The sequence below is a fragment of the Clostridium sp. CM028 genome, assembly GCF_030585565.1.
GTDB classification, from domain to species: Bacteria; Bacillota; Clostridia; order Clostridiales; family Clostridiaceae; genus Clostridium_AD; species Clostridium_AD estertheticum_B.
This window is the reverse complement of the sequence record NZ_CP077766.1, coordinates 3079300-3104759: the sequence shown is the minus strand read 5'-3', so window position 1 is coordinate 3104759 and position 25460 is coordinate 3079300. Positions and strand designations below refer to the sequence as shown.

Here is a 25460-nt window from a genome sequence, read left to right as displayed (position 1 = left end):
GCTTCGCAGTATGTATTCTATAAACATTAAAAAAATCCTTTTTATTTTAGAATATTTTTATTTGTAATCTTTATCTGATGCTAAAGTATATTATATGCTATATATAGTTTTTTATTACTTGCCTATGTTTTTATTTAAACCTAATTATTACAATTTTAAAGTATTTTTTTAGAAAGGACACTCATAACTGAAATTATGGGTATTCCTTCCGAATTTACAAACTAATTAAATCATATTTTCAATGTAATATTCAGCATGGGTAGATGCTATTGCCCCATCTGCTGCTGCTGTAATTATTTGTCTTAGTAATTTTGCTCTTATATCTCCTGCAGCGTATACTCCAGGTATATTAGTTCTCATTTCTTCATCAGTGATAATTTCGCCTCGTTTATTCATGGTAATCTTCCCTTTAAACAATTCCGAAATTGGAAGGTATCCTACAAATACAAAACATCCATCTGCTTTTAAATCGTGAGTTTCACCAGTTTTAATATTTTTAAGTACTAATCCCTCCAAGCTTTCTTCGCCCTTAGCCTCCGTAACTACTGTATTCCAAACAAACTTTATTTTTGGATTATTAAAAGCTTTTTCTTGAAGTGACTTAGCAGCTCTGAGCTCTGCTCTTCTATGTATTACCGTAACACTTTTCCCAAATTTAGTTAAGTATATAGCTTCAGATATAGCTGAATCTCCGCCTCCTAGCACTGCAATGTCTAAATCTTCAAAGAAGTCAGCATCACAAGTTGCACAATAAGAAACTCCTTTCCCTCTTAATTCTATTTCATTTTTAAATCCACCAAGTCTTGGGCTCGCTCCTGAGGAAATTATAATTGTTTTAGCCTTGTAAGTTTCTCTCATACATTTGATTACCTTAATGTCGCCTTCGAGCTCAACTTGCATAACCTCTTCTTTAACAAATTGTGTTCCAAATTCCTTCGCTTGCTGTTTCATTCGCTTGCTTAATGATGCTCCTGTACAATCTTCAATAGAGCCTGGGTAATTATCTATTTCATTAGTTGTAGCAACCTGTCCACCAAACTCTCCTCTTTCAATAATTAAAGTGTCCATTTTTGATCTTGATGCATAAATGCCAGCAGATAATCCTGCAGGTCCGCCGCCAATAATTATAGTATCATAAATATGTACCATACGCTTAACCTCCTCACTTTTTATTCACTTAGTAAAAATTTTAATATTCTTCAACGTAAAAAATGCCACAGGCACCTTCACCTGCATGTGTCCCCACAACGCATCCAACCGAGCATTCTATAAAGTCCATTTCACGTTCACTCATATGAGACCTCAAACTCCCTAGAATATCTCGGTCACTAGCTTGCAATAGAATACTTGTCTCTCCACTTCTAGTCCCTGTTTGCTCTAAATTTTTCAAAATAGTTTTTATTGCTTTTTTGCTTCCACGAACTTTATCTATTACGGCCATTTCACCATCTTTTACAGTTAAAATTAATTTTATCCCGAGTAGCCCGCCTATCGCTCCAGCAGTTTTAGACAATCGACCACCTTTAACTAAATTATTTAATGAATCAAAAGCAAGCGCACTTTTCACATGAGGTATTGTTTGTTTAACTTTTTCTTCTATTTCAAATATATTACATCCCTCTTCTTTTAATTTACAGGCTTTTAAAACCAAAATTCCAAGACCTGATGTAACATTATAACTATCAATTGTGATAATATCTTCTGATGATAACATGCTTTTAGCCATACATGAAGATTGATAAGTCCCACTCATTTTTGAAGATAAATGAATAGAAACTATCTTATATCCCTCATCTAAATATTTTTTATAGCATTCATAGAATCTATGTGGGTTTACCTGAGTGGTCACAGGGAACTGCTCAGAATTATTCATTTTATATAAATATTCTTGTAAACTAATATCCTCGCCATCCCTGTAAGTTTTGTTTTCTATGTTCACGAGTAGTGGTAAAACTTCTATATTATACTTATCAATAATGTCTTTATTTAAATCGCACGTACTATCTGTTATGATTTTAATCTTTTCCATTCCTATCTCCTTGTTCGTCTCTTGGGGATATAACAGTTGTTAATTGCTATGCACCTTATTTCATATTCTTAAACCCTATTTGCCTAAGTGCTTCATATGTCACAATAGCTACTGTATTGGAAAGATTAAGGGACCTAGTTGTGCTATTTATCATAGGCACTTTTATACACCTTTCAGGATCGCTACCACGAACATTATCTGGAAGGCCTGATGACTCTCGACCAAAAATTATAAAATCCCCGTCTTTATATTTTACATCTGAATATAATTTTGAAGCTCTTGTTGTAGAATAGTAGAAAGTTGACTCTTTATATTTTTCTCTAAGAGCTTCATATGTATCATGTATCTCTAAACTCAAATAAGGCCAGTAATCGAGTCCCGCTCTTTTAAGTTGCTTCTCCTCTAAACTAAATCCTAAAGGTTTTATAAGATGAAGTTTGCAATCAGTTAGTACGCAAGTTCTTCCTATATTACCAGTGTTTTGTGGAATTTCCGGTTGAAATAAAACTATATTTAAATTCACAATAAATCCTCCTTACCCTTCTTTTTCAGTATAAAACATATAAATATCTAAAACCATATTACCCTAAGTATAGCTAATAGTAAAGATGCAGCTAGTCTACATTCTCTGGGTTATATCATCACCTGTGGTGCTACTATAATAATTTCTCTATGGTCTCAGCTCTTTTAAACGATCTAGATATTATTTTCTTTGGATAACCCATGTACTCTAAAAGTTTTATAGCATTTCTTGTTTGAGAAACTCCTTTTTTTATCTTATAATCAAAACTTAATCCTTTACTCGTATCAACCTTTTCACTAAAATAATAAAACTCATAATTTTCTTTTAGAATGTTCACTAATTCTCTATCATGAGTCGCTACAATAGAAACAGATTTTCCATTGTTTATGTATGTTAGTATTTCCGCCGACATTGAAATTCTCTCTATTGGGTTTGTACCCCTAAATATCTCATCTATTGGGCAAAATACAGCTGCATCCTTTTCTAGCGCTTTGATTATTCTAAGAATTGCTTCCGCCTCTGCCATATAGAAACTTTTTCCCTTTGTTAAATCATCATTAGGGCTAATTGATGTAACTATGTTAAAAAAAGGAGCTTCGTAACTCTTAGCCAAAACAAAATTAAAGCATTGAGCCAAAATTATATTTACCCCTAGCATTCTTAGAAAAGTCGACTTCCCTGCCATATTTGTGCCCGTAAGCACAATACCTCCATTTTCTATGTTAATTGAGTTTGCAACAGCCTTGTCTATAAGAGGATGTATTCCCTCTTTTATAGTTAACTTAACCTGCTTTATAAACTTAGGTTTTACATACTGCTCACCTAAATTATGCTTATAACCCGCGATAGAAATTAAGGCTTCTACTTCACCAACTGCACCGTAAAGGTCCATTAAAACTTCTTTTTCTTCTTTTATCCTATGAGATATAGAATAATAAGCAGTTTCTTCAAGGAGAAATATAACAGATATGAATTCAAACAATCCTTGCCACATATTTATAAATCCTATTAATCTTATGTTTCTATCTATATCCTTTACAGATTTAAGCATTATCGTTATCTTATCTTTATAATAAACAATATCTTTATTATTTATGCTTACAATTTTTTTAGCTGCCTTAATATTTTTTTGCAGATAAAAAATGCCATTAGATTTAATTTGCCTTACTTCCGAAGAGTTTATTAGCATATTAATAGACGCGATTCCAAACAAAACTATCATAAATTTAATATTCACAAATATCGCAAGCAAGATCGCTATTAATGGTAATATCTTTCCAATAAAAGTATAAATATAATATTTAGTTTTATTTATTATAAGGTCAGTTTCAATCATATCTAGAAAACTATTTTTTATATCACTACCTAATTCAAGGAAAATGCACTGAAGGCTTTCTCTTAATCTGTCATTTTCTTTAAATGACTGAATTAGTTTCCCCCTTTTTTTCAATTTTTCTTCCTTCATTAAGGGATTTCTAAGCATTGTGTATAAAGCGGCTTCTCCAGGGCTACTATATGCTCTATCCAATTTTTCGTACACCTTATTCATATCTAAATCGTCCCATGTTTGATTATCTAAGGTATATTCATCTTTTTTATGTATACTAAAAAACTTCTTAATCTTCTTAAAATCTCTTTTCTTATCCATATCTCCCTTATAATCACTTCTTATTGAATGTAAATACCTATTACTCATAGTAAAATACTCCTTTAGTTTTTTTAAACTATTTCATCTAAACTACATTATAGCAAAATCCGATACATATTTCCAATGTTTATTATAAATAAATAAGTTCTGAACCCTTGATAATCAAGAGTTTCATAACTTTCATATACACTTAATCCTATATATGTAGAAGTCTTAAAATAATTTTGCTATAGCAGCAAATCTTTCAGCCTCTTTATAATTTTTCTCACACTGGTTACACTCCCCTATTAATCCATATATCTTGCCGTTGTATGGATTAATATAAAGTGCAGTTTTTAAACTTCCTAATGCTTGAGTACAATTACCTTTAGCCATTTGATTTTCAGCTTTATTAATATAATAGTTTTCATCCTTAACCCCTTCTATAAGTTCGGGCTTTATTTTAACTAAATCCTTTAGCAGTGAATCTATCCTTTTAACAGAAAAGGGTTTTTGAAGATAAGTTACAGCACCAAGTTTTGTACAATCTATAGCATTTTTCACTGTGGCAAAGGCTGTCATAATAATTACTGGACAAGATATATTCATAGATCGTATTTGTCTTAAAACCTCTGTACCAGTCATTTCTGGCATTCTAATATCTAAAAATATAAGATCTAAATCTTTCTTTTCTTCATTTATTATTTCAAGTGCATTTTTTCCATTACCTGTAGATATAACCTCACATCCTCGTGATTCTAAACATGTTGTTAACAGCACCCTTATATTTTTTGTGTCATCTGCAACTAAAATTTTACTTTTCATAACGCACGCCCCTTTTTATTTCTAGAAATAGGAAGGGTAAATGTAAAGATACTACCCACATCAAGTTCACTTTCACACCATATAGTTCCCTTATGGGCATCCACTATTTCCTTGGCAATAGAAAGTCCAAGACCTACGCTCCCAGACCAATAATCATTACTTTTAATTTGCACGAATTTCTCAAAAACTTTATCTTTATATTCTGTTGGCATTCCTTCACCAGTGTCTTTGACAAATAAATGAACCATATTGTTTTTCAAATAAGAACCTATGGATATCACATCTCCTAAATTAGAATGTTTAAAGGAGTTTGAGACTAGGTTATTTAACAGCCATTCTAATTTTTCCTTGTCACCAAGGACAAGAGGAAGTTTCTTTTGTTCATAGTTCATTTTAATACCCAGAGATTTTGCTTGTGCCTCATAGGATTTACAACAATTTTCTATAATATTTTTAATATTACAAGGTTTAATATTAAAAATAGTTCTATCAGATTGAATACGAGATAACCGAAGAAGATTAGTCACTAAATCTGAAAGTTTTTCACCATCTTCTTTTATGGTGTCTAACACTGTTACTTGTTTTTCATTGAGCTTGCCAATATGTTTATCATGAATAAGTTCAATACCAATCATAATTGAGGTAAGCGGAGTTTTAAATTCATGAGATACAGTATCAATAAAATCTATCTTTATTTTTTCTAATTGTTTTAATTCAGTAACATTTTTCATCAAAATAACTACACCATCTATTCCTAAACTACTATCTTTAATTGGATTTACTCTAGTATTAAAAAAATATGTTTTTCCCTTTGTAGACACTTTTATAGTTTTCTCTTCATTTTGCAAGTTATTAATTACTGAAAAAACATGATCATAAAGATCAAAATTTCGAATACTATCTAAAAAATGTGTGTTAACCACTTCATTTTCTTTAATATTAAAAAAGTTTTCACAGGACTTATTAAGAAGCATGATTCTAAAATTCACATCCAGCACTATTATTGGATCAGGAATACTTTTAACTATAGTAAGAGATCTATTTTTCTCTGCCATTAAAGAACCTTTACTACTTTTTTCATATTCAAAAAGCTTTCTAGTCATTTCATTAAATTCAGTAGCAAGCGTTCCTATTTCATCGTTATAAAATACGGGAGCTTGAGTGCTTAAATCCCCATTTTTAACGGATTGAATAGTACGGATAAGAGCTCTTATAGGCTTCAGTGCCCGATTTATATAAAAAATAGATATAATAAAGCCTATTATTATTATGGGAATAGATAATAGATTAACGCAAATACAAAAAAAGCTAACCTGCTTAACTTTAATTTTATCTTTAATTATAGTTTTTTTTCTAATTTCAACAATATCTCTTAGGTCTTTTTTCACATCATTAGCAGATAAAATTATTGATAAATTATGAGTTTTAATAGAATCAACGGTATTGGTTTTTGTATCAATTTGAGAATAGAGTTTTACAAATTTAAGATAGTTTGTATTGATTTTATCCATTAATATCTTCTCATTTAGATTTGTAACTCGGGCACTTTCCGTATTAAAATACATATAAAATTTTTGATTGTTGTCATAAAATAAATTAACGCTATTTTGGTAATCATTTTGAAATATTGCTTTAAGTTGATTATCAATGCATTCATCCATATTATTTGATGAATCTACAATTTTGTAACTATCCAGTTCAACATTATCTATGGATCTTCTTACTTCAAATATATTATAAATTGATACAGCACTAACTAAAGTAATAATTATAGTTAGAACTATGTAAAACACTGCAATTTTCCCTCTCAAAGTCTTAATAGAAAATCCCTCCCAATCAAGCAACTTTTTAGTGATTCAATGTATTTTATGGTTATATTTGTGAATTAGTCAACTAACACTCTACACATTAAATTGGATTAATTCTATGTAAAAGTAAGCATGCCCTCTGTGAAGTTCATATTTTGAACTATAGTAAGATAAATATTCTTAAAATATAAATTTAACAAACAACTAATTTTCAACTATACTTCAATGCATACGGAATAAATATCCATTAGTTTATGATTTTCAATAGTAAAATAGGAGGGTACTTAATGAGTAAATATAATTATTTTAAAGATTTTAGAAGTAATGTTATAAATCAATATGAGCAATGCAGTGCATATAAGTTGCTTTGTGACAATGAATCATATAATCCAAGCAGAGATCTAAATACAAAAGAGGATATTAATCATGTTCCTTTTATTGCAACTACCCTTTTTAAAAAGTCATCAGGGCTATATTCTAATCTTCTTAGAATAAATACAAAGAATCTTGAAAAGTGGACAGTTTCTAGTAGTACAAGCGGAGATCCTAGTGTAGTTGGAAGAAATCTTCCAGATCTTTTAAAAATCCAGGAATTGATGCGTTGCGATAAAAAGACACTTCGACCTCGATTTGATTATGAATGTGTTTTTTATCCAGAACCAGAAGTAATGAGAATGCATAATAGTGAGAATTTGTGTGATAAACCAACAGAGTCCTATATTGGAAACCTCCTTGATTTATTTGATTTTGGTAAAAGTACACTTTTCTTATTAAAGCCTTTTGAAGGTAATTTCCAAGTAGATATAGATGAATTTGAGAAGTTTATTACTAATCATAATAATAAAGAAGATTATCTTTTAGTTGGAGGGTCCACCCTAATATTTTATAATACTATTCAATATTTAATTGATAAAATGGAGCCTGTTAACCTTGGAAAGAATGTTTTAATTCATACTGGAGGAGGTGGTTGGGATGGTAGAAAGGGATCTGTAAATATTGGGAATAAAATTGAGAGATGGAGATTTGTAGAAACTGTATCACGTTTTCTCGGAGTACCGGAAGAAAATTTTATTGATTCATATTCTTTTACAGAAAATAGTTTCGTTATAACAGGTCATTATTCAAAGAAGCATAAGGATTACCTCTTCCATGTACCTAGCTGGGGAAGAGTAATCATAAGAGATGTAAAGACTCTTAATCCATTAAATAAAGTTGGAAACAAAGGATTTATTCAAGTACTAAATGCATATGGTACTGATACTTTTGCAGGTGCATCCGTGCTTGTAGATGATATTGGAGAAATAGTTTCTACAAATAGATGCCCAGATTGTGGCAAAGATGAAATGACCATAAAGATTCTTGGAAGAGTTAAAGGAGCAGAGGCTAAAGGCTGTGGTGCAACACTTAATGTATCAGGAGGTAAAAAATGAGAATTGAATATACAGTAGGAAAGACAATTTTAGAAAAAGATATAAATGGGTTAAAGCTAGAATTAAATTGTACAGATGAAGAACAGATAATTAGCGAGATAAAAAGACTTAATTCAAATAAGAAAGCCGCTCATGATATATCTACAGAAAGAACTATAGAAACTTTAGATAAATGTGCTAAACTATGGCTAAATAGAGAATATTCTCAGAAACATATTGATGCTTTGGCTACAATAACCAATCAAAGTCCGCAACTTGTAGCCTATGAACTTGAAGGAAGTATGTCAATGCTTTTAAGAGAGAACATTGAAAAAGAAATTTCAGAAGAACTAGGTGATAGTGATGTACTTGATAATTGGGCAGAAACAAGCTATGGGTATTGCCATAGACAACCTAGAGGATTAATTTTCCATAACGTATCTGGTAATGCATTCATCGTAATACCTGTAAGTATCTCTATGGGCTTATTATCAAAGAATTGTAATATAGTTAAAGTATCAGGAGATGAACCATATTTTGCATATGCTTTTTATCAAAGTCTATGCGAAATTGATAGCAGTATAAAGGATAGACTTTCAGTAACTTATTTTGATAGTTCCTCCTCAAATATATATGAAACTTTAGTAAAAGAAAGTGATTGTGTAGTACATTGGGGCGGAGCATATTCTGGTGGAATAATGGCTGGATTATGTGCTAAACATCAAACACATCTTATTATGCATGGTCCTAAAATTAGTTTCGAGGTAATAGATGAAGAAAAAGACTTGGAAGTTGTTGCCCAAAATATAGGAAGCGATATTGTATTTTGGGAACAAAAGGCTTGTTTATCTCCAAGAATTATTTTTATAAATAAAGATATAGACAGGATTTTTTTTGCTTCTGAGCTTGCTAAGTCCCTAGAGAATTTATCAAGTGTTTTACCTAAAGCATACTTGAATCCATGGAACTCAGTAAAAACAATACAAGATAGGCAATATTGCTTATTGAAATATGGCCTGAAAAATGAAACAAAAGTATATTCTTCAAAGAATGCTGACTATACAGTAGTTTTAAATGAAACATTACCAGATAAAGAAGATATAGATAGATGCTTTAATAGATTTATTTTTGTTAGCCCTTATGAAAGTAAGGAAGAACTTTATAATTATGTAGAAAAAAACATTAAAGATTACCTTCAAACTATGGGTTATAATGGATCTGATATTGAAATTATTGAAAACATGACTCAACTTGGAGTAAGCATTGTAACTAAGCCAGGTTTTATGTCTAGGCACTATCCAGGCACATCTCATGATGGAATGTTTAATTTACAAGAAATGACTTATGTAGTAAGCAGGCAGCTGTAATGACAATTCTCTATATGGAGGTAAACTAAATGAATTTTAAAGATAAGAATATTATACTCACAGGTGCCTCTTCGGGTATAGGCAATGAGGTATTAAAAAGATTAAGTGTGTATAATGCAAATGTAATAGCAGTTGGTAGAAATGTAGAAAAAATAAATAACTTCGGAGCCTATGTAATACCCTATTCCTGTGATGTATCTAATAAGGAAGAGATGGATAAGCTGTTTGAATATGCAATAGCTACTTTAGGTCATGTGGATATATTTATAGCTAATGCAGGTTTTGCCTATTGTGAAGAAATACTTGAGCCAGATTGGGGTCACATTGAAGATATATTTAAAACTAATGTAATTTCCCCTATTTATGCTTTTGAAAAAATGAAAAAACTCAATAAAGGAAAAGAATATCATGTAGCCATTACCTGTTCAGCTGTTAGTAAAGTCCCTTTACCAGGATATTCCTTATACTGTTCTACCAAAAGTGCAATAGATGGCTTTGGACGCGTCCATAATTATGAAATTAGAGATAAAGGCAGACTTTCACTAATTTATCCTATTGCTACAAGTACTAACTTTTTTAAAAGAGCTGGAGATAAAGCACCAGTACCTTGGCCAGTTCAGACACCAGATAAAGTTGCTGAAAGCATAATAAAAGGTATTGAAAAAAACAAAAAATCTATATATCCATCAAAGGCATATGCAGTCACCCTTGGCCTTAATAGAATATTACCCTTTTTATATCCCATTTATGCTAGAATTCAAGCAAAAAAATTTATTAAATGGATAGAAAATAAAGCCTAATCATTGAAGTTGACTGGAATAACTTCCTACAACTCAAAATTAGCCTTTCATTCCACTCTTTCAAGGATGGAATGAAAGGCTTACCATTACACTTCTAGCACAAATTTCTCAATAACCTTCGCTACTCCATCGTTATTATTAGTATCAGTAATATATTTTGCAGCTTCTTTCACGAACCCATCTCCATTTCCCATAGCAACTCCAAGTCCTGCAATTTTAATCATAGATAAGTCATTTTCACTATCTCCTATACAAATAACCTGTTCACGATTTATTCCATAATAATCAGCTAAAATCTTAACCGCATTTCCCTTTGATACTCCCTTATTTGTTACTTCAAAATTATCGAAATGAGAGCTTACCACTTCAAAATTATCCATATCTCTTAATGATATTTTTGCTTTTCGGATTTTTTCTGTATCCTCATCTACCCCTATACCTTTAAAAATTTCAGTTTCATATTTCTTAAATATCTCATTCCACTCCTTCACGAGCACTACTTTTATCTGCTTATCCTTTGGTAGTGTTTTATTAACTCCCGCATAAAAAGATGTAGAATATGTTAAATTTTCCGTAAAAATCATGTCTTTGGTATAAAAATGCGGATAAATCTCATACTTTTTAAACACAGATAGCAGTTTTTCGCATTTTTCCACACCTAACGCTTCATTGTAAACTACTTCATCTCTATCTTTTTCCCTAATATAAGCACCATTCGCAGCTATTACCGGTGATTTAACTCCCAAGAGATCCGAGAAAAAATCAGCAGAGGCAAAAATTCTTCCCGTACATACCGCAATCTTTACGCCCTTTTTATTAGCTAGCCTTATAGCGCTAAGATTCCTTTCACTAATAGTTTTTTTATCATTTAGAAGTGTACCATCCATATCTATACATATCAATTTGTAATCCATATTTTTCATTCTCCTTCTTAAGTTTTTTTTATTAAATCATCTTCTGAAATGTCATTAAGAAGAGAACATAACGTTAATTAAACGTTATGCTCTCTTCTTAGTACCAACTTTTATAGTTCCATTAATAACGTTGAATGTATCATTATTTATAACCTGTGTACCAATTAGCTTACCATTTTCGTAAGTTTTTCTATACACTTTGACTTTAAATCCTGCATAACCCGTCTTAACAATTTCTTTTTCATCCTCGTACTTAGTTGGATCTTGTATTGTTTCGGTATTTGGCTGAGTAACTTCCAATACTTCACTTACAATTTCATAAGTTCTTTTAGTTAATGTGGAATTAGAATAAATGTTAAATGAGAGATTTCTGTTTGATATAACACCTTCAATGTATATTGGATACTTAAATGTGTTTTTAAACTTATAATCTAGATTGCCATAATCAACTGTAGCATCTTGTCCTTTTGGGATATAACCCGAAGAAATTGTATGATGAATTCTTTCTACAGAAAGAATTTCAGTTGTAAGCATTGCATTATACAGAGTAGATGAAACCTGGCATATTCCCCCACCTAACCCTTGCTCTAATCTATCTCCAACAATTACCCCTGCGGTTTTATATCCTCTTGCTGCAGTTCTCTCTCCTACAATTCCATTAAAGCTAAAGACATCTCCTGGCATAAGTAGTGTCCCATTTATACTTTCAGTAGACAACTCTATATTTGTAGCTCTGCCTTCTTGTGAACTTGCAAAGTTCGTACTATAGCTTGAAATTTTTGTATTTATCGCATTTAAGGAAGCTTCCGTAACTTTAGGATTTAATTTCTTTACTGGAGCCGTGATACTTATATCATCTCCCGAAAGAAGACCATTTATTTTACTTTTAATTTCTTTTTTCAATTTTTCTGATTCTAACTGCTTTCCATAAGCGTCACTTGTAACACTAAAGTTTCCACTGCTAACCATAGTTATAGTTGCATTTACTGGCTCTTTATTTATATCTTTTGACATTTCCTCTAATATTTTATCAACAGCCTTATCATTATATTCAAAGGTCAGCTTTATTTGCTTATCATCAGGATTTTTAATAGCTTTATATCTTTGTAACATATTCATGTCACTTCCATAGCTCATTGCCTGCTTTATAGCTTCATCAATATTATATTTTGCGTCTAGCATTGAATAGTCCAAGGTATATTTTTTATCTTCATTTACTATTGTAATTTTTTTCTTAATCACCTTACTTGAGTACTTTTCCTTCATTATTATTTGGGCTTGTTCCTTAGTTTTACCTGTTAAGTCTTCATTTTCTATTTTGATTTTAGGCAAAATCAAAGAATCCCATTGTTTTACTTTAAAATAAGAGTAGCTAGTAAATATAATTGCACCTAACAAAACTAAAATTCCTAATACTATAATTGCTTTTTTCTTCATATGTAATCTCCTTTTCTACTCAAGCATATTATACTACAAAGAATCTAATATTCCTATACTTTCCCCCTATTCACTCTTGCTTATTTGTTAACTTAGCTTACTATTTCAGTTCCAATTAAGTGCCTTTTATGGTAAAATTAAACTTATACTGATTCCATTTTAAGGAGTGATAATATGAACTATAATGAAGATAAAATTAAATACTATTTAAAGAACATTTTATCAATATCTAGTCCTTCAGGTTATACACAAAAAATTATGGACTATATAAATGATGAGCTTAATATTCTAAACGCAGCACATTTCATTACTAATAAAGGTGCAATTGTAATCACCTTAAAAGGCAAAAATAACGATTACCAAAGAACACTTTCTGCTCATGTGGATACACTTGGTGCAATGGTTAAAAATATTAATTCCAGTGGTTCTTTAGCATTAGATCCTATAGGTGGATACATGATGAATTCAATAGAAGGCGAAAATTGCGCCATAGAAACTATTGATGGTAAAACCTTCACCGGAACTATCCATTGCACAAAACCTTCAGTGCATATTAGTGGTAATGATGCTCGTGAACTTAAAAGAACCCCTGAAAACATGGAAGTAATTCTTGATGAAAAAATTTCTTCAAAAAAAGAAGTGGAGGAATTAGGCTTAAGCGTCGGTGATTTCATTTGCTTTGATACGAGAACACTCTTTACCGAAAAAGGTTTTATAAAATCTAGGCACCTAGATGATAAGGCTTCAGTTGCAATTCTCCTTTATGCTATAAAACACATAGTGGAAAATAACATTGAACTTCCATATACAACTAATATATTTATTAGTAATTATGAAGAAGTTGGACATGGAGCTTCTGCATCAATTCCAGAAAATACTAAAGAGTTTGTATCAGTAGATATGGGTTGCCCTGGTCTTGATCAAAATTCATCTGAGTATAGTGTTTGTATTTGCGCTAAAGACTCATCAGGCCCTTATGATTTAGATCTAAGGAAAAAATTAACAAATATATGCAAAAAAGAAAACATAGATTATAAAATAGATATTTATCCACACTATGGTTCTGATGCTTCTGCTGCTCTAATAGCTGGATGGGATATTAAGACAGCTTTAATTGGTGCCGGAATTTTCGCTTCACATGGATATGAAAGGACTCATATGGATTCCATATTATGTACTCTAGATCTAATAATTAAATATTGCACACAAGAATAATTCATATAAAATAGTAGTAGAAATTTTCTACTACTATTTTATGATTATTCTAGCTACAAAATCTATGTTTACCAATTACTTTTATAAGTGTGCGTGACCATATCCACTTATTAGTAGCCGTTGCGGGATTAAAATAGAATACTGCTCCATCTGAGGGGTCCCATCCATTTATTGCATCCCTTGCAGCCCTTACTGAACTTTCTTCAAGTTTTGCATTTATTTGTCCATCGACTATAGCTGTGAATGCCCCTGGTTGATAAATTACTCCCGCTATTGTAGCCGGGAATCTTGCATCTCTTGTTCTGTTTAAAATTGTTGCTCCAACAGCCACCTGACCTTCATAAGGTTCTCCTCTAGCCTCCCCATTTATGAGCATAGCTATTAAATCCACATCCTTATTATTTGTTACGTTTTGGCCGGAAGCTGATCCACCAGGAGTTGATGTACTAACCGAAATACCCATGGCCGCAAGTGTTTGTTTTCCTGCAATTCCATCTGCATCTAATCCATTACTACCTTGAAATGCTTTAACAGAAAGATATGTATTGTAACCATATATTCCATCAACACTATCCTTATGGTATCCCCATTGTTTTAGTTTAGTTTGAATTTGTTTAACTTGTTCACCACGCGCGCCATATTTGTAAACCTGTGCCATAACTTTCATACTAGAAATATTAAGGTAAATTTCATTTGCAAAATATGTAATTAAAACTATCATAACCACAGCACTACATCTTTTAAATAATTGCTTTTTACTCTTCAAATTAATTCCTCCTTAGAAAACAATCTATAAATTTCATTAACATTAATAGTTTGTTCTAAATTCCAAAAAAAATACACTATGCTACTATAATCTAATTAAGTAACACAGTATATTTTTAGAATTAAATTTCTGCATTATAATATTTAAAATACTCTAGTGAGTTATCTTTTATTATTACCTTAAAATGCTTATTTTCTCTTAAAATTCGACATTTTATAATCACAATCTAACATTTATAAACTTTTACAGTTCATATTTTTCAATAGTTATGTTAATATTATTAAATACAGTTAATACAAGACAACTAGCTTTAATTTGAGAGTTGAAAATTGAGGGTTATGGTTGGTTTTTATGAAAACCTGAAAAATATTAAACTATATTTTAAACTCGCAACTTTCTACTATCAATTCTCAACTAGTCTATTAGGAGGATTAAATGATATCAAATAAACAATTTTTACCTATTAGCATGAATGATTTGAAAGAAAGAAATATATCTCAATTAGATTTTATAATAATTACAGGGGATGCATATATTGATCATCCCTCCTTTGGAACTGCTATAATCGGAAGAACCTTAGAAAGAGAAGGCTTTACTGTAGGTATTATCGCGCAGCCTAATTGGGAAAGCGTTGATGATTTTAGAAAACTTGGAAAACCTAAATATGCATTTATTATAAATTCAGGTAATATAGATTCTATGGTTAATCACTATACTGCAGCAAAGAAAAAAAGACACACTGATCTTTATTCACCAGGTGGCAAGTCAGGTCATAGACCAGATAGAGCAGTAATTGTGTATTGTAATCGCGCTCGCGAAGCTTTTAAAAATGTTCCAATTATAATTGGTGGAATAGAGGCCAGCCTTAGGCGGTTTGCCCATTACGATTATTGGGCTAATAAAGTAAGACGAAGCTTATTAATTGATGCTAAAGCAGATTTACTAATCTATGGTATGGGAGAAAAAACTATAGTTGAAATGGCTAATCTTTTCAAGTATGGCATGAGTATTGATAAAATGACTACCCTTCGTGGAACTGTCTACGCTTCAAAAGATATTAGTGAACTTAAAGACTTTATAGAGGTACCTTCTTTCGAAACTGTTTCCACTGATAAAAATGCTTATGCAGAAAGCTATAAATTACAGTCTTTGGAACAAGATGACATAAGAGGAAAAGTAGTAGTACAAAAACATAATGATCGATATGTAGTACAAAATGCTCCTCAAATTTCTTTAACGCAAAATGAAATGGATATAACTTATGGTTTGCCGTACACTAGAACATATCATCCTATATATGAAGATAAGGGCGGTATTCCTGCAATAATTGAAGTTGAATTTTCTATAACCAGCCATAGAGGTTGTTTTGGTAGCTGCTCATTTTGCGCTTTAACCTTTCATCAAGGTAGAGTTATTCAAAATAGAAGCCAACACTCTATTATAGATGAAGCGAAGCTTTTAACTACCTTAAAAAATTTCAAAGGATACATTCATGATATTGGTGGGCCTACTGCAAATTTTAGACATAGAGCTTGCAAAATCCAAGAAAAAGTAGGTGTATGCCGAGATAAACAATGTATGTTCCCAACTCCATGTAAAAATCTTATTATCGACCACACTGAATATTTGGATTTATTAAGAAAAGTTAGAGTAATTCCAAACATTAAAAAAGTTTTTATTCGTTCTGGAATAAGATATGACTATTTAATTTCTGATAAAAACCCTAAGTTTTTTGAAGAATTGTGTGAACATCATATTAGCGGACAATTAAAAGTAGCACCTGAACACATAAGCGACAAGGTACTAGACCAAATGGGAAAATCAAAGCAAGAAGTATTTGACCGTTTTGTTAAAAAATATTCGCATACAAATAAACAATTGGATAAAAATCAATTTTTAGTTCCATACTTTATGTCAAGCCACCCTGGTTGTGACTTAAATGAATCAATTAAATTATCAGAATATATAAAAGAAATGGGATATACTCCCGAACAGGTCCAAGACTTTTACCCAACACCCGGGAGTTTATCTACCACAATATTTTACACCGGAATTAATCCTTTCACGAATGAGAAGGTTTATGTTCCAACTGAGCAAAAAGAAAAAAATATGCAAAGGGCTCTGATGCAATTTAAAAATCCAGATAACTATAATATTGTAAAAGAAGCACTAATAAAAGCTCATAGGGAAGATTTAATTGGTTTTGATAAAAAATCATTAATACCGCCAAGACCTATGAAGGCAAATACTAATGCCAAATTTAAAGGGAATAAAAATTCAAAAGTAAATCCTTTAAAGACCGGGTCAAAACCCGTTTCAAATACTATTTCAACAACCGTTTCAAAAACTGACTCAAAAATTAGTCCTAGCAAAAAAAGAACTAGAAAATAAAAAAGCATATATGGCTACATTTTTTTGTAGTCATATATGCTTTTAAAATTTTCACCTGTGGTGCTATAACATTAACCATTTTGCCTTTTCTTTTTAAACTTTATTAATCCATAATCTATGGTTATAATCCAAGAAATATCGCCTAGCAATAACCATGGGAGATTTCCATTTATTGAAGTTAGAATTACTGAAATAATTGTAACAATAGAAGATATTATTATTATTGCTGATCCTAGTTTATTAGAATATGTTTTGTTAAAAAGTTCTATACCTTTAATAATAAAAACTGAATTTATTATAAGTAGTCCAATATAACAATAACCTTCTAGTTGTAATTCTATAATGTATCCACAAAGGATTGATACATTAATATCTGAAGCAGATTTATATATCATAATGCAGTATACTACAGACAACATTAAGCAGATAAATAAAATCTTTTTAAGTTTAATTTTATTGTTTCTTGCAAATATAAACACTGAAATAACGCCACATATTGGTATGCTAAGTAAATTTGTGAATACCAAAGGTTTTAATAAATATAAATAATTTTGATTTTTTATAACGGAAAGGATTATTAAAGCTATGTATCTAAACGTCATTAAAATTAAAGCAATAAGACTAATTATTTTAATTTTTTTAGGTGCATAAATCAAACTAGAAATTATACCTTCATACAATAAAAAAAACACTATCAACAGCAGTAAAAAATATATACTCATTCATATACTCTCCTAAAATTGCTACTATTAATATTTATTAATTTATGTTTGATATTATGCTTAATTTACTTTATTTTAGTACCTAATATAGATATTCCACCTTTTTCACATTCTATAAGGAGTGGGAAATCGGGTCCTCTTTCTCCATCTATATCTGTACCAATACCTTCGAAGCATTCTATTTCTAATCTATCAGTTTTAAAATAAACAATTCCTTCTATATTTTCTAAATGCTCATTTCGAATCATTTTAATAAAAATATTTAAGATATTCTTCATGTTTCCAGCCTTTATTATAATTACATCTAAAAGTCCATCGTCCACCTTAGCTTTATATGCAAATTTTAAATTTCCTGCAGTTTGTCCATTGAACACTAACATTAAATACATATTTCCATCAAAAGAAACTTCATCTGAACTAACTTTTATTTTTAGTTTTCTAAAATTAGGTAACTGTTCAATTCCTTTTATATAATATGCAAGTTTTCCTATAGTGTTTTTTAGATCCATATCCATTTTTTGTGATATATCTGTAAATAAACCTGCACTCGCTACATTCAGAAAATATTTATCATTTATTTTCCCTATATCTATTTTTTTTGCATCGCTTGTTAATATTTGATTGCATGCCTTTTCAACATCTTGAGGCATTCCTATATAATTTGCAAAATCATTTGCAGTACCTGCGGGAAGAATTGCTATAGGTAAATCAATATTCTTTTTTTTCATCTCATTTACTACAGTATCTAAAGTTCCATCTCCACCTGCTATTAAAATGTATTTGTAATTTTTGTCTATATCAAAAAAAGCATCTGATATAGGATTTTCATTGCATATTCTATATGGCACTATCGTGTGCTTATATTTTTGATGAATCATTATTATCTTATCTAAATCTGATGCTATAGTATTTTCTCCAGAATATGGATTATAAATAAATTTTACCTTGTTCATTACATTCTCCCCTATTTCCGTTTAAATTTAATATGTTATTTATAAACATTATACCTCTTTAAAAATGAATCCACAAGATTTACCTTTCCTGTGGATTTTTAGTTAATAAAATAAAAGTCAATAGTAATTTAACATATAATTGCGCTAATAAATTACATTTTTTATTTATTTTTTAACATTCTCATTAAATATTCTGTGTGCATGGGATAGAAATATCACTGAGTACGTCCCTAGCCTCTTCATGAAGCTTTGGTTCTAATGCCACATCCCCTAGCGAAACCATCCCAACTAATTGATCCTTTGCCGTTATTGGTAGCCTTCTTATTTGCCTTTCACTCATAATCCTAATAGCATCATCCACATTCATATTTTGATCTCCTACTACTGGGTTAGAAGTCATAATATCTCGAACTTTTTGCGTTTTTACATCCTTCCCTTCTGCCACGCATCTAAGTATTATATCCCTATCCGTTACAATACCAATCACTTTCTCCTTTGTTTTTACAGGAATTGATCCTATATTATGTTCTTTCATAAGCTCGGCTGCATGCTTTGCAGTATCATCTACAGATAAACTTAAAACGTCTTTAGTCATTATTTCAGAAACTTTCATTTTATATTCCTCCTTCTTAATTTTTTATGTTAGATAAAATTACTAATATTTTTATTTTAACCATAAATAAATGTTAATATTAATATTTTTTTATTATATTTTTCCTTGACCACCAAATAATAAAATTTATGATTTTCATACTTAAATGTTTCTATAATATGATGTATAATTTAAAGTATGATTTTATATTAATATATTAGTGAAATTTTATTATTTTAGGAGTGATATTTAGTGAAGAAATCCTCTATACCTAATATTCTTACTTTTGGAAATTTAATTTTTGGTTTATTATCCTTGCTAATGACTTTTCAAGCTAATTACAAATTATCTGTAATTTTTATATTATTAGCTGGTTTTATGGATAGATATGATGGCCAAGTAGCACGCTTTTTACAAGTATCTAGCGCTTTAGGAAAAGAATTGGATTCATTAGCTGATCTAGTATCTTTTGGCGTTGCACCTTCTTTGCTTATATATAATTTATATAATTTCATTTCCTTAGGCTATTTGGGTTATATTTGTTTTTTAGTTTTCCCTGTAGCTGGTGCATATAGACTAGCACGATATAATAACTCTAAATTTAATAATGTTTATACTGGTATCCCTATTACTATTTCTGGAATGCTTTTAGCACTCTATGCTTTCGTGACTTTAAATTCTCCACACAATTTCCCTCTTACTATTATTATAATATTTATACTCTCTTATCTTATGGTAAGTAAATTTCAAATAAAAAAAGTGTAAGAAATATAATATTTCTCACACTTTTTTAACGACATCTCATCTCAGAAGGAAAGTCCACAATTTTATAACAGGAGATGCTTAATAGCTCCGCAGGAGATGCTTAATAGCTCCGCAGGAGATGCTTAATAGCTCCGCAGGAGATAATTAATCTTTTAACCTTAGCTCCTCGTCAATCTCTGTTTCTATATACTCTGTTTGAATCTTGCAGTTCATAACCTCGGTCTTAATTTTGCAATAAGACATATAACTATAACCCGCATCGTCTAGCACCTTTATTGTTTCGTCTATAATATCCCCCAAATTATCAGCTCTTTTTAATGCATCCTTAACCTCACTTTTTTTAGATAGTGCAATTTTATTTAATTCATCTGCTCCACCTATTAATAGCCTATAAGAACTAACTAGTTTAGTTAAAATATCTGCTAAATTATTTACATCATCGTAATAATTCTGAATTACTCTTCTATGTGCCAAATAATCACCTTTTAGTTTAATTATATTATTATATATAACTATTTATGCTTAGGTGCATTAAAATAAATAACAAGTCAAAGGTGTGACTTGTTATTTATCTGAATTTACCTAGACAATATAATAATATGCTAAAGTAATTATGATATAGGTAGTAATTAAAATACTTCCTTCTAGCCAATAGGTTTTCCCATCTTGAAAGACTAAAAAAGACATACCTACAGCTATACTACACATTATTATGTGAAAGGTTGGAAATAGAAGTGTCATATTTAACCCCATAAAACAAGAAAATATTACAAGCACAGGGGTAACAAAAAGTGAAATTTGGATGCTTGATCCTATAGCTGTTTCTAAGCTCATATCTACCTTATTTTGCATTGCACACATTATTGTAGAAACATTTTCTCCTATATTCCCCAAAAGTGGAATTAAAATTATTCCTATGAACTCTTGGGATATATTATAGTTTTTAGTAAACTCTCTAATATTATAAATTAGCTTATCACTTATAAAATAAAGTAATACAGATATACAAATTAAAATCATTACACTTTCAATAACTTTTTTATTCACGACAACTTTTTTTTCTTCTTTATCCACGCTTACAACAAACAAATTGTTATGAGTATACAATGAGAATATTAGTCCTAAGATATAAATACCTATCAGTAAAAAAGCAACTTTCACACTTATGGATATAAGTACCGAGTCCTTAACTACAGAGTATCTATTTAATGTTGCTATAACTACCATGGAGGACAAGGCCAATAGTAACATATTGAAATTTGTTCGTGCTATTATCCTATTGAAATTCTGCTGCCTGAACTTAAATCCTCCAAACACTACCGCAATTCCAAGACCCAAAAGCATATTGTTTACAATTGACCCAATTAAAGAAGCTTGAACCATAGGTATCATTCCATACTTTATTGACCATATTCCCATCATCAGCTCTGGAACATTGCCTACTGTAGCAGCTAAAAGCCCCCCTTTTTTTTGCCCTATATAATCTGAAATGCTAGTGGTTTGATCTCCTAGTAGAATAGCTAACGGAACTATAGCTATAGAATATATTATTGTATTTATTAAACTTGAAGAAGTGCTTATAAACATTAATGCAATTACACCGATTATAAAAATATAGGTTTTTTTCATTCACAACACCAAACTATCATTATTTTGCACTTTCATTTACGTATTCTTCATCAATCCCCTCAAAAATATCTTCACTAATATTTCTGTATGTGTTATACACTTCATTTTCATCTGTATCGTACCACTGCATTTCTATCCCTCCCTTTAATTAGTTATCTCCTTTATTATTCTATTCATTATGATTTTAAAGGTTACTTTACTAAGTGATGTGATATACAAAAAAGAGGGACACCCCGTTTAGGATATCCCTCTCTTAACTTCCAACAATATATTTATTTAAGCGAACCTTGTTTTAATAATATTTTTTTTGCAAGTTCAAGTCCTGTAGGAGTAGTTGCAAGCCCGCCCATAGCTGTTTCTCTTAATTCACAAGGTAATTGTTTTCCCACCTTATACATGGCAATTACTGTATCATCAAAAGGTATTCGACTTGTAACCCCACTCATAGCCAAATCTGCAGTAGTCAAAGCACTTACTGCACCAGCTATATTTCGTTTAGCACACGGCACCTCAACCAACCCTGCGACAGGGTCGCATACTAGTCCTAATATGTTTTTTATAACAATAGCAGCTGCATTTAGTGCCATAGCGGGAGTACCACCCATCATTTCCACTACAGCTGCTGCGCCCATGGCAGCGGCAGAACCACATTCAGCCTGACATCCACCTTCAGCTCCTGACATTGTAGCATTTTTAGCTATTATAATTCCTACTCCAGAAGCTGTGAATAACGCATTAATTAGCTCATCTTCAGTTTTATTTAACTTCTCTCCTGCTGTAATAATTACTGCAGGAAGTATTCCACAAGACCCCGCTGTCGGCGCAGCGACTATTTTTCCCATGGCTGCATTCACTTCTGAGCAAGAAAGAGCTCTCGCCATTGCTTTTATCATAAATTCACCTGTCAGTGTATTTCCCCCCTGCGCATACCTATTCAGTCTAATTGCATCCCCACCTATTAATCCACTTATAGATCTAGTTTCATTTGTAAGCCCATATTCCGCAGCTTCTCTCATTATATTTAGATTTTTCCTCATCTTTTCAACAATTTCACTACGCGTAAATCCACTTTCTTCTTGTTCACACCTTATTGTATATTCCGAAATTGGTATATTTTTCTCTTCACATACACTTAAAAGTTCTATCCCTTTGTTTACAAACATATTATTTCCTCCTCGCTGTATTACGACCGTTGCACTGGTGATATTTCTCTTATACTGTAAATATCCTCCATAGACTTAATCTTACTTAATACGTTTTCAGTTACTATGGTATCTGTCTCAAACACCATGGCTGCTTTTAGCCCTCTACTATTTCTATACACATTCATAAATGCTATGTTAACATTTCCATCATATAACAAGGTACTTACTTTTGAAATCATCCCTGGAATATCTTTATGGCTAATTATAATTGTTGGATAGTTACCTGTAAATTTAACTGGTTGACCATCAACTTCAAATATCGAAATATTTCCTCCTCCAACAGACGACCCAACAACTTCAACTATTTTCTCATTTTTTTTTGTTATAATAAACTTTACTGTATTAGGATGAACATCTCCCAAATCGTCCTCAGCAAACTCTATTTGGAGCCCTTGATTTTTAGCTATAGCTAATGAGTCTTTAAGTCTATCATCCCAAGGATCCATCCCTAAAATCCCTGCTACTAATGCTCTATCCGTTCCGTGGCCTTTATACGTTTTAGCAAAAGAACCATGTAAAACAAATTTTACTGATATTATATTTTTCCCTGAAATTATAGCGGCAATTTTACCAAGCCTTGCAGCCCCCGCTGTATGTGAACTTGATGGCCCTACCATAATTGGACCCAATATGTCAAAAACACTATAGTTTTTCATTTGTTTCCCTCCTTGTAAGCATCTGCACAGTATAACGTGATTATTTTATTTCCAGGTGCTTTAGTATTTATAAAAGCAACTTCCGCCAGTAAATTCTCTTATTATTGAATTATCTGGTACTAAATCTTTATCTACATCTTTAAAAAAATTAAGAAAGCTTCTTAATCTACTTGCCTCATAATATACTGGACTTTCTTCCCCAACTTTATTAAGTTCGGCTAATGCAAATTTCTTAAGCACACAAAGCTCATATACTACGCTAGAATTAAACATTGCATCTGCCTGCTCTTGAAATACAAAAATATTTTTTTCCTCTCCACGTTTTATAGAAGGCCACATTTTCAGTGTATCTTCAACGCCGTATCCTCTTGATAAATAATCTCTAACTATTCTCCTTGTCATTCTTACGTCTGTTGTAGAAATCCTGTTGTGATCATCTAAATTAAGCTGTGTTAAAGGACTTATATATATTTTAAATTTACTATCCTTAGATATAGATGAAGTTAAAATCTCATTTAATCCATGTATTCCTTCTACAATCATAACTCCATTTTCGGGCATTTTAATCTTATTACCATGCCATTCCCTTTTCCCTGTTTTAAAATTAAAACTTGGTACTTCAGTCTCTTTGCCTTCCAGTAATAATTTTAAATCCTTATTTATAAGTTCTAAATCTAAAGCATATATAGATTCAAAATCATATTCTCCACTTTCATCTCTTGGAGTGATTTCCCTATTAATAAAATAATCATCTAATGAAATAAATATTGGTATTAAGCCATTTACCCTCAATTGAATCCCTAATCTTTTTGAAAAAGTAGTTTTCCCTGATGAGGACGGTCCAGCAATAAGAACCAATTTCACCTTTTCCCGCTTATAAATCATATCCGCAATATATGCAATTTTCTTTTCATGAAGTGCTTCTGCTACTCTAATTAAATTAACAATATCGCCATTTACCACTTCATTGTTTAGTGCACCAACACTTCCAACACTTAGTATTTCTCCCCATTGCGCTGCTTCATAAAATACTTTAGCTAGTTTTTCGTGTTTATAAAATTTAGGGATTCTATCTGGTTCATCATTTGTTGGATATCTTAATATAAACCCCGGCTCATAGTACATTAAATCAAATATTTTTAATATTCCTGTTGAATAAGCCATAGGGCCATAGAAATAATCATATCTCCCATCTAGTTCATAAAGCTTTATCTCTTTTCCTGTTACATATTTTAAAAGCTTAACTTTATCTTGCATATCATACTGCGTAAAAATTTCCACTGCCCTCTCTTTTGAAAATGCTATCTTTCTTATAGGAATATCTGCTTTTATTATTTCGCTCATTCTGCTTTTTATATCATATATGTCATCAATATCTAGTGCAAGAGTCTTATGAATCTCACCAAATAATCCCTTACTTAAAGAATGTTCGATAGAAATTTTAGCTTCAGGGAATAATTCAGAAATTGCTTTTATTAGTACAAATTGAAGGGTCCTAACGTACGCCATCGTTCCGATTCTACTTGTAATATCTACGAGTTCAAAATCACCCCCATGCGCGATAGTACTTCCTAGCTCATAAAATTTATTGTTGATTTTACCTAAAACTACTGGAAAATCGCTTACTAAATTATTTTTTTTAATAATATCATTTAATATAGTTCCCTCTGGAACTATAATGTTTCTACCATCCTTAAGTCCTATATTGAAACTACGCATACAATCATCCCCTATTTTTAGTAGTTATTACTATTATACTTTAGTTTTTAAAAAATGTATCCTTTCCCCCTTATAATTTTTGAGTTTAAAGGAAACATATACATCATA

At 31.0% G+C, this 25460-nt stretch carries 23 protein-coding genes; 6 read left to right on the top strand and 17 right to left on the bottom strand.

Annotated features, from left to right (window positions below):
* Positions 1-225 precede the first annotated feature (225 nt).
* The 6 genes from trxB to KTC94_RS14560 form a co-directional block, all read right to left on the bottom strand.
* A complete protein-coding gene (trxB, locus tag KTC94_RS14585; protein ID WP_216301892.1) occupies positions 226-1149 on the bottom strand; it encodes a thioredoxin-disulfide reductase in 924 nt (307 codons plus the stop codon).
* Between the two features lie 40 nt (positions 1150-1189).
* Positions 1190-2029: a DegV family protein gene (locus KTC94_RS14580; protein WP_216301891.1), complete on the bottom strand. Its 840-nt coding sequence runs from the start codon at positions 2027-2029 to the stop codon at positions 1190-1192.
* Positions 2030-2084: 55 nt separating this feature from the next.
* Positions 2085-2552, bottom strand: coding sequence for a tRNA (cytidine(34)-2'-O)-methyltransferase (locus tag KTC94_RS14575; RefSeq protein WP_216301890.1), 468 nt, complete (start codon positions 2550-2552; stop codon positions 2085-2087).
* Positions 2553-2685: 133 nt separating this feature from the next.
* Positions 2686-4248 carry a DNA mismatch repair protein MutS gene (locus tag KTC94_RS14570; RefSeq protein WP_220319583.1) on the bottom strand — a complete coding sequence of 521 codons (1563 nt, stop codon included), beginning with the start codon at positions 4246-4248 and terminating at the stop codon, positions 2686-2688.
* Between the two features lie 165 nt (positions 4249-4413).
* The gene (locus KTC94_RS14565) at positions 4414-5004 is read right to left on the bottom strand and encodes a response regulator (protein WP_165412687.1); all 591 of its coding nucleotides are present in this window, start codon (positions 5002-5004) and stop codon (positions 4414-4416) included.
* The gene (locus KTC94_RS14560) at positions 5001-6797 is read right to left on the bottom strand and encodes an ATP-binding protein (protein ID WP_220319582.1); all 1797 of its coding nucleotides are present in this window, start codon (positions 6795-6797) and stop codon (positions 5001-5003) included. Before KTC94_RS14560 ends, KTC94_RS14565 begins: the two co-directional genes overlap by 4 nt.
* 302 nt (positions 6798-7099) lie before the next feature.
* Here KTC94_RS14560 and KTC94_RS14555 point away from each other — a divergent pair, with 302 nt between their 5' ends.
* From KTC94_RS14555 to KTC94_RS14545, 3 genes are read left to right on the top strand one after another with little or no spacing between them, the layout of a single operon-like run.
* Positions 7100-8242 (top strand): acyl-protein synthetase, encoded by a 1143-nt coding sequence (locus tag KTC94_RS14555; RefSeq protein WP_220286098.1) that lies wholly within the window; start codon positions 7100-7102, stop codon positions 8240-8242.
* Positions 8239-9588 carry an acyl-CoA reductase gene (locus tag KTC94_RS14550; protein WP_216301886.1) on the top strand — a complete coding sequence of 450 codons (1350 nt, stop codon included), beginning with the start codon at positions 8239-8241 and terminating at the stop codon, positions 9586-9588. Before KTC94_RS14555 ends, KTC94_RS14550 begins: the two co-directional genes overlap by 4 nt.
* Before the next feature lie 29 nt (positions 9589-9617).
* Positions 9618-10388, top strand: coding sequence for an SDR family oxidoreductase (locus tag KTC94_RS14545; protein WP_220319581.1), 771 nt, complete (start codon positions 9618-9620; stop codon positions 10386-10388).
* An 86-nt stretch (positions 10389-10474) separates the two neighbouring features.
* Here the strand turns inward: KTC94_RS14545 and KTC94_RS14540 are convergent, their stop codons facing one another.
* Positions 10475-11302, bottom strand: a complete 828-nt coding sequence (locus KTC94_RS14540; protein ID WP_216301884.1) for a Cof-type HAD-IIB family hydrolase — start codon at positions 11300-11302, stop codon at positions 10475-10477.
* 84 nt (positions 11303-11386) lie between these two features.
* Positions 11387-12739 (bottom strand): VanW family protein, encoded by a 1353-nt coding sequence (locus KTC94_RS14535; protein ID WP_220319580.1) that lies wholly within the window; start codon positions 12737-12739, stop codon positions 11387-11389.
* Positions 12740-12913: 174 nt separating this feature from the next.
* On the opposite strand from KTC94_RS14535, the gene KTC94_RS14530 reads away from it, so the two are divergent.
* Complete coding sequence (locus KTC94_RS14530; protein ID WP_220319579.1) at positions 12914-13954, top strand: M42 family metallopeptidase; 1041 nt, start codon at positions 12914-12916, stop codon at positions 13952-13954.
* A gap of 49 nt (positions 13955-14003) precedes the next feature.
* Here KTC94_RS14530 and sleB read toward each other — a convergent pair whose 3' ends face one another.
* Positions 14004-14720, bottom strand: coding sequence for a spore cortex-lytic enzyme (sleB, locus tag KTC94_RS14525; protein WP_369811880.1), 717 nt, complete (start codon positions 14718-14720; stop codon positions 14004-14006).
* Between the two features lie 438 nt (positions 14721-15158).
* Here sleB and KTC94_RS14520 point away from each other — a divergent pair, with 438 nt between their 5' ends.
* Positions 15159-17111 carry a YgiQ family radical SAM protein gene (locus tag KTC94_RS14520; RefSeq protein WP_220319660.1) on the top strand — a complete coding sequence of 651 codons (1953 nt, stop codon included), beginning with the start codon at positions 15159-15161 and terminating at the stop codon, positions 17109-17111.
* A gap of 71 nt (positions 17112-17182) precedes the next feature.
* Here KTC94_RS14520 and KTC94_RS14515 read toward each other — a convergent pair whose 3' ends face one another.
* The 3 genes from KTC94_RS14515 to KTC94_RS14505 all read right to left on the bottom strand — a co-directional run bounded on the left by KTC94_RS14515 (position 17183) and on the right by KTC94_RS14505 (position 19399).
* Complete coding sequence (locus tag KTC94_RS14515) at positions 17183-17833, bottom strand: hypothetical protein (RefSeq protein ID WP_220319578.1); 651 nt, start codon at positions 17831-17833, stop codon at positions 17183-17185.
* 65 nt (positions 17834-17898) lie between these two features.
* The gene (locus KTC94_RS14510) at positions 17899-18786 is read right to left on the bottom strand and encodes a YegS/Rv2252/BmrU family lipid kinase (protein ID WP_220319577.1); all 888 of its coding nucleotides are present in this window, start codon (positions 18784-18786) and stop codon (positions 17899-17901) included.
* A 184-nt stretch (positions 18787-18970) separates the two neighbouring features.
* Positions 18971-19399, bottom strand: coding sequence for a CBS domain-containing protein (locus KTC94_RS14505; protein ID WP_216301879.1), 429 nt, complete (start codon positions 19397-19399; stop codon positions 18971-18973).
* 231 nt (positions 19400-19630) lie between these two features.
* On the opposite strand from KTC94_RS14505, the gene pssA reads away from it, so the two are divergent.
* Positions 19631-20143, top strand: a complete 513-nt coding sequence (pssA, locus tag KTC94_RS14500) for a CDP-diacylglycerol--serine O-phosphatidyltransferase (RefSeq protein ID WP_216301878.1) — start codon at positions 19631-19633, stop codon at positions 20141-20143.
* Between the two features lie 144 nt (positions 20144-20287).
* On the opposite strand, the gene KTC94_RS14495 is transcribed toward pssA, so the two are convergent.
* The 5 genes from KTC94_RS14495 to KTC94_RS14475 all read right to left on the bottom strand — a co-directional run bounded on the left by KTC94_RS14495 (position 20288) and on the right by KTC94_RS14475 (position 25352).
* On the bottom strand, positions 20288-20617 hold the full coding sequence (locus KTC94_RS14495) for a hypothetical protein (RefSeq protein ID WP_216301877.1): 330 nt from the start codon (positions 20615-20617) through the stop codon (positions 20288-20290).
* A gap of 108 nt (positions 20618-20725) precedes the next feature.
* Entirely contained in the window at positions 20726-21772 is a 1047-nt protein-coding gene (gene cax, locus KTC94_RS14490; RefSeq protein ID WP_165412673.1) for a calcium/proton exchanger, read from the bottom strand.
* Positions 21773-22044: 272 nt separating this feature from the next.
* A complete protein-coding gene (gene sdaAA / locus KTC94_RS14485; protein ID WP_216301876.1) occupies positions 22045-22935 on the bottom strand; it encodes an L-serine ammonia-lyase, iron-sulfur-dependent, subunit alpha in 891 nt (296 codons plus the stop codon).
* Between the two features lie 20 nt (positions 22936-22955).
* Positions 22956-23633 carry an L-serine ammonia-lyase, iron-sulfur-dependent subunit beta gene (gene sdaAB, locus KTC94_RS14480; protein ID WP_165412671.1) on the bottom strand — a complete coding sequence of 226 codons (678 nt, stop codon included), beginning with the start codon at positions 23631-23633 and terminating at the stop codon, positions 22956-22958.
* Between the two features lie 60 nt (positions 23634-23693).
* Positions 23694-25352, bottom strand: a complete 1659-nt coding sequence (locus KTC94_RS14475; protein WP_220319576.1) for a nucleoside kinase — start codon at positions 25350-25352, stop codon at positions 23694-23696.
* Between the last annotated feature and the right edge of the window lie 108 nt (positions 25353-25460).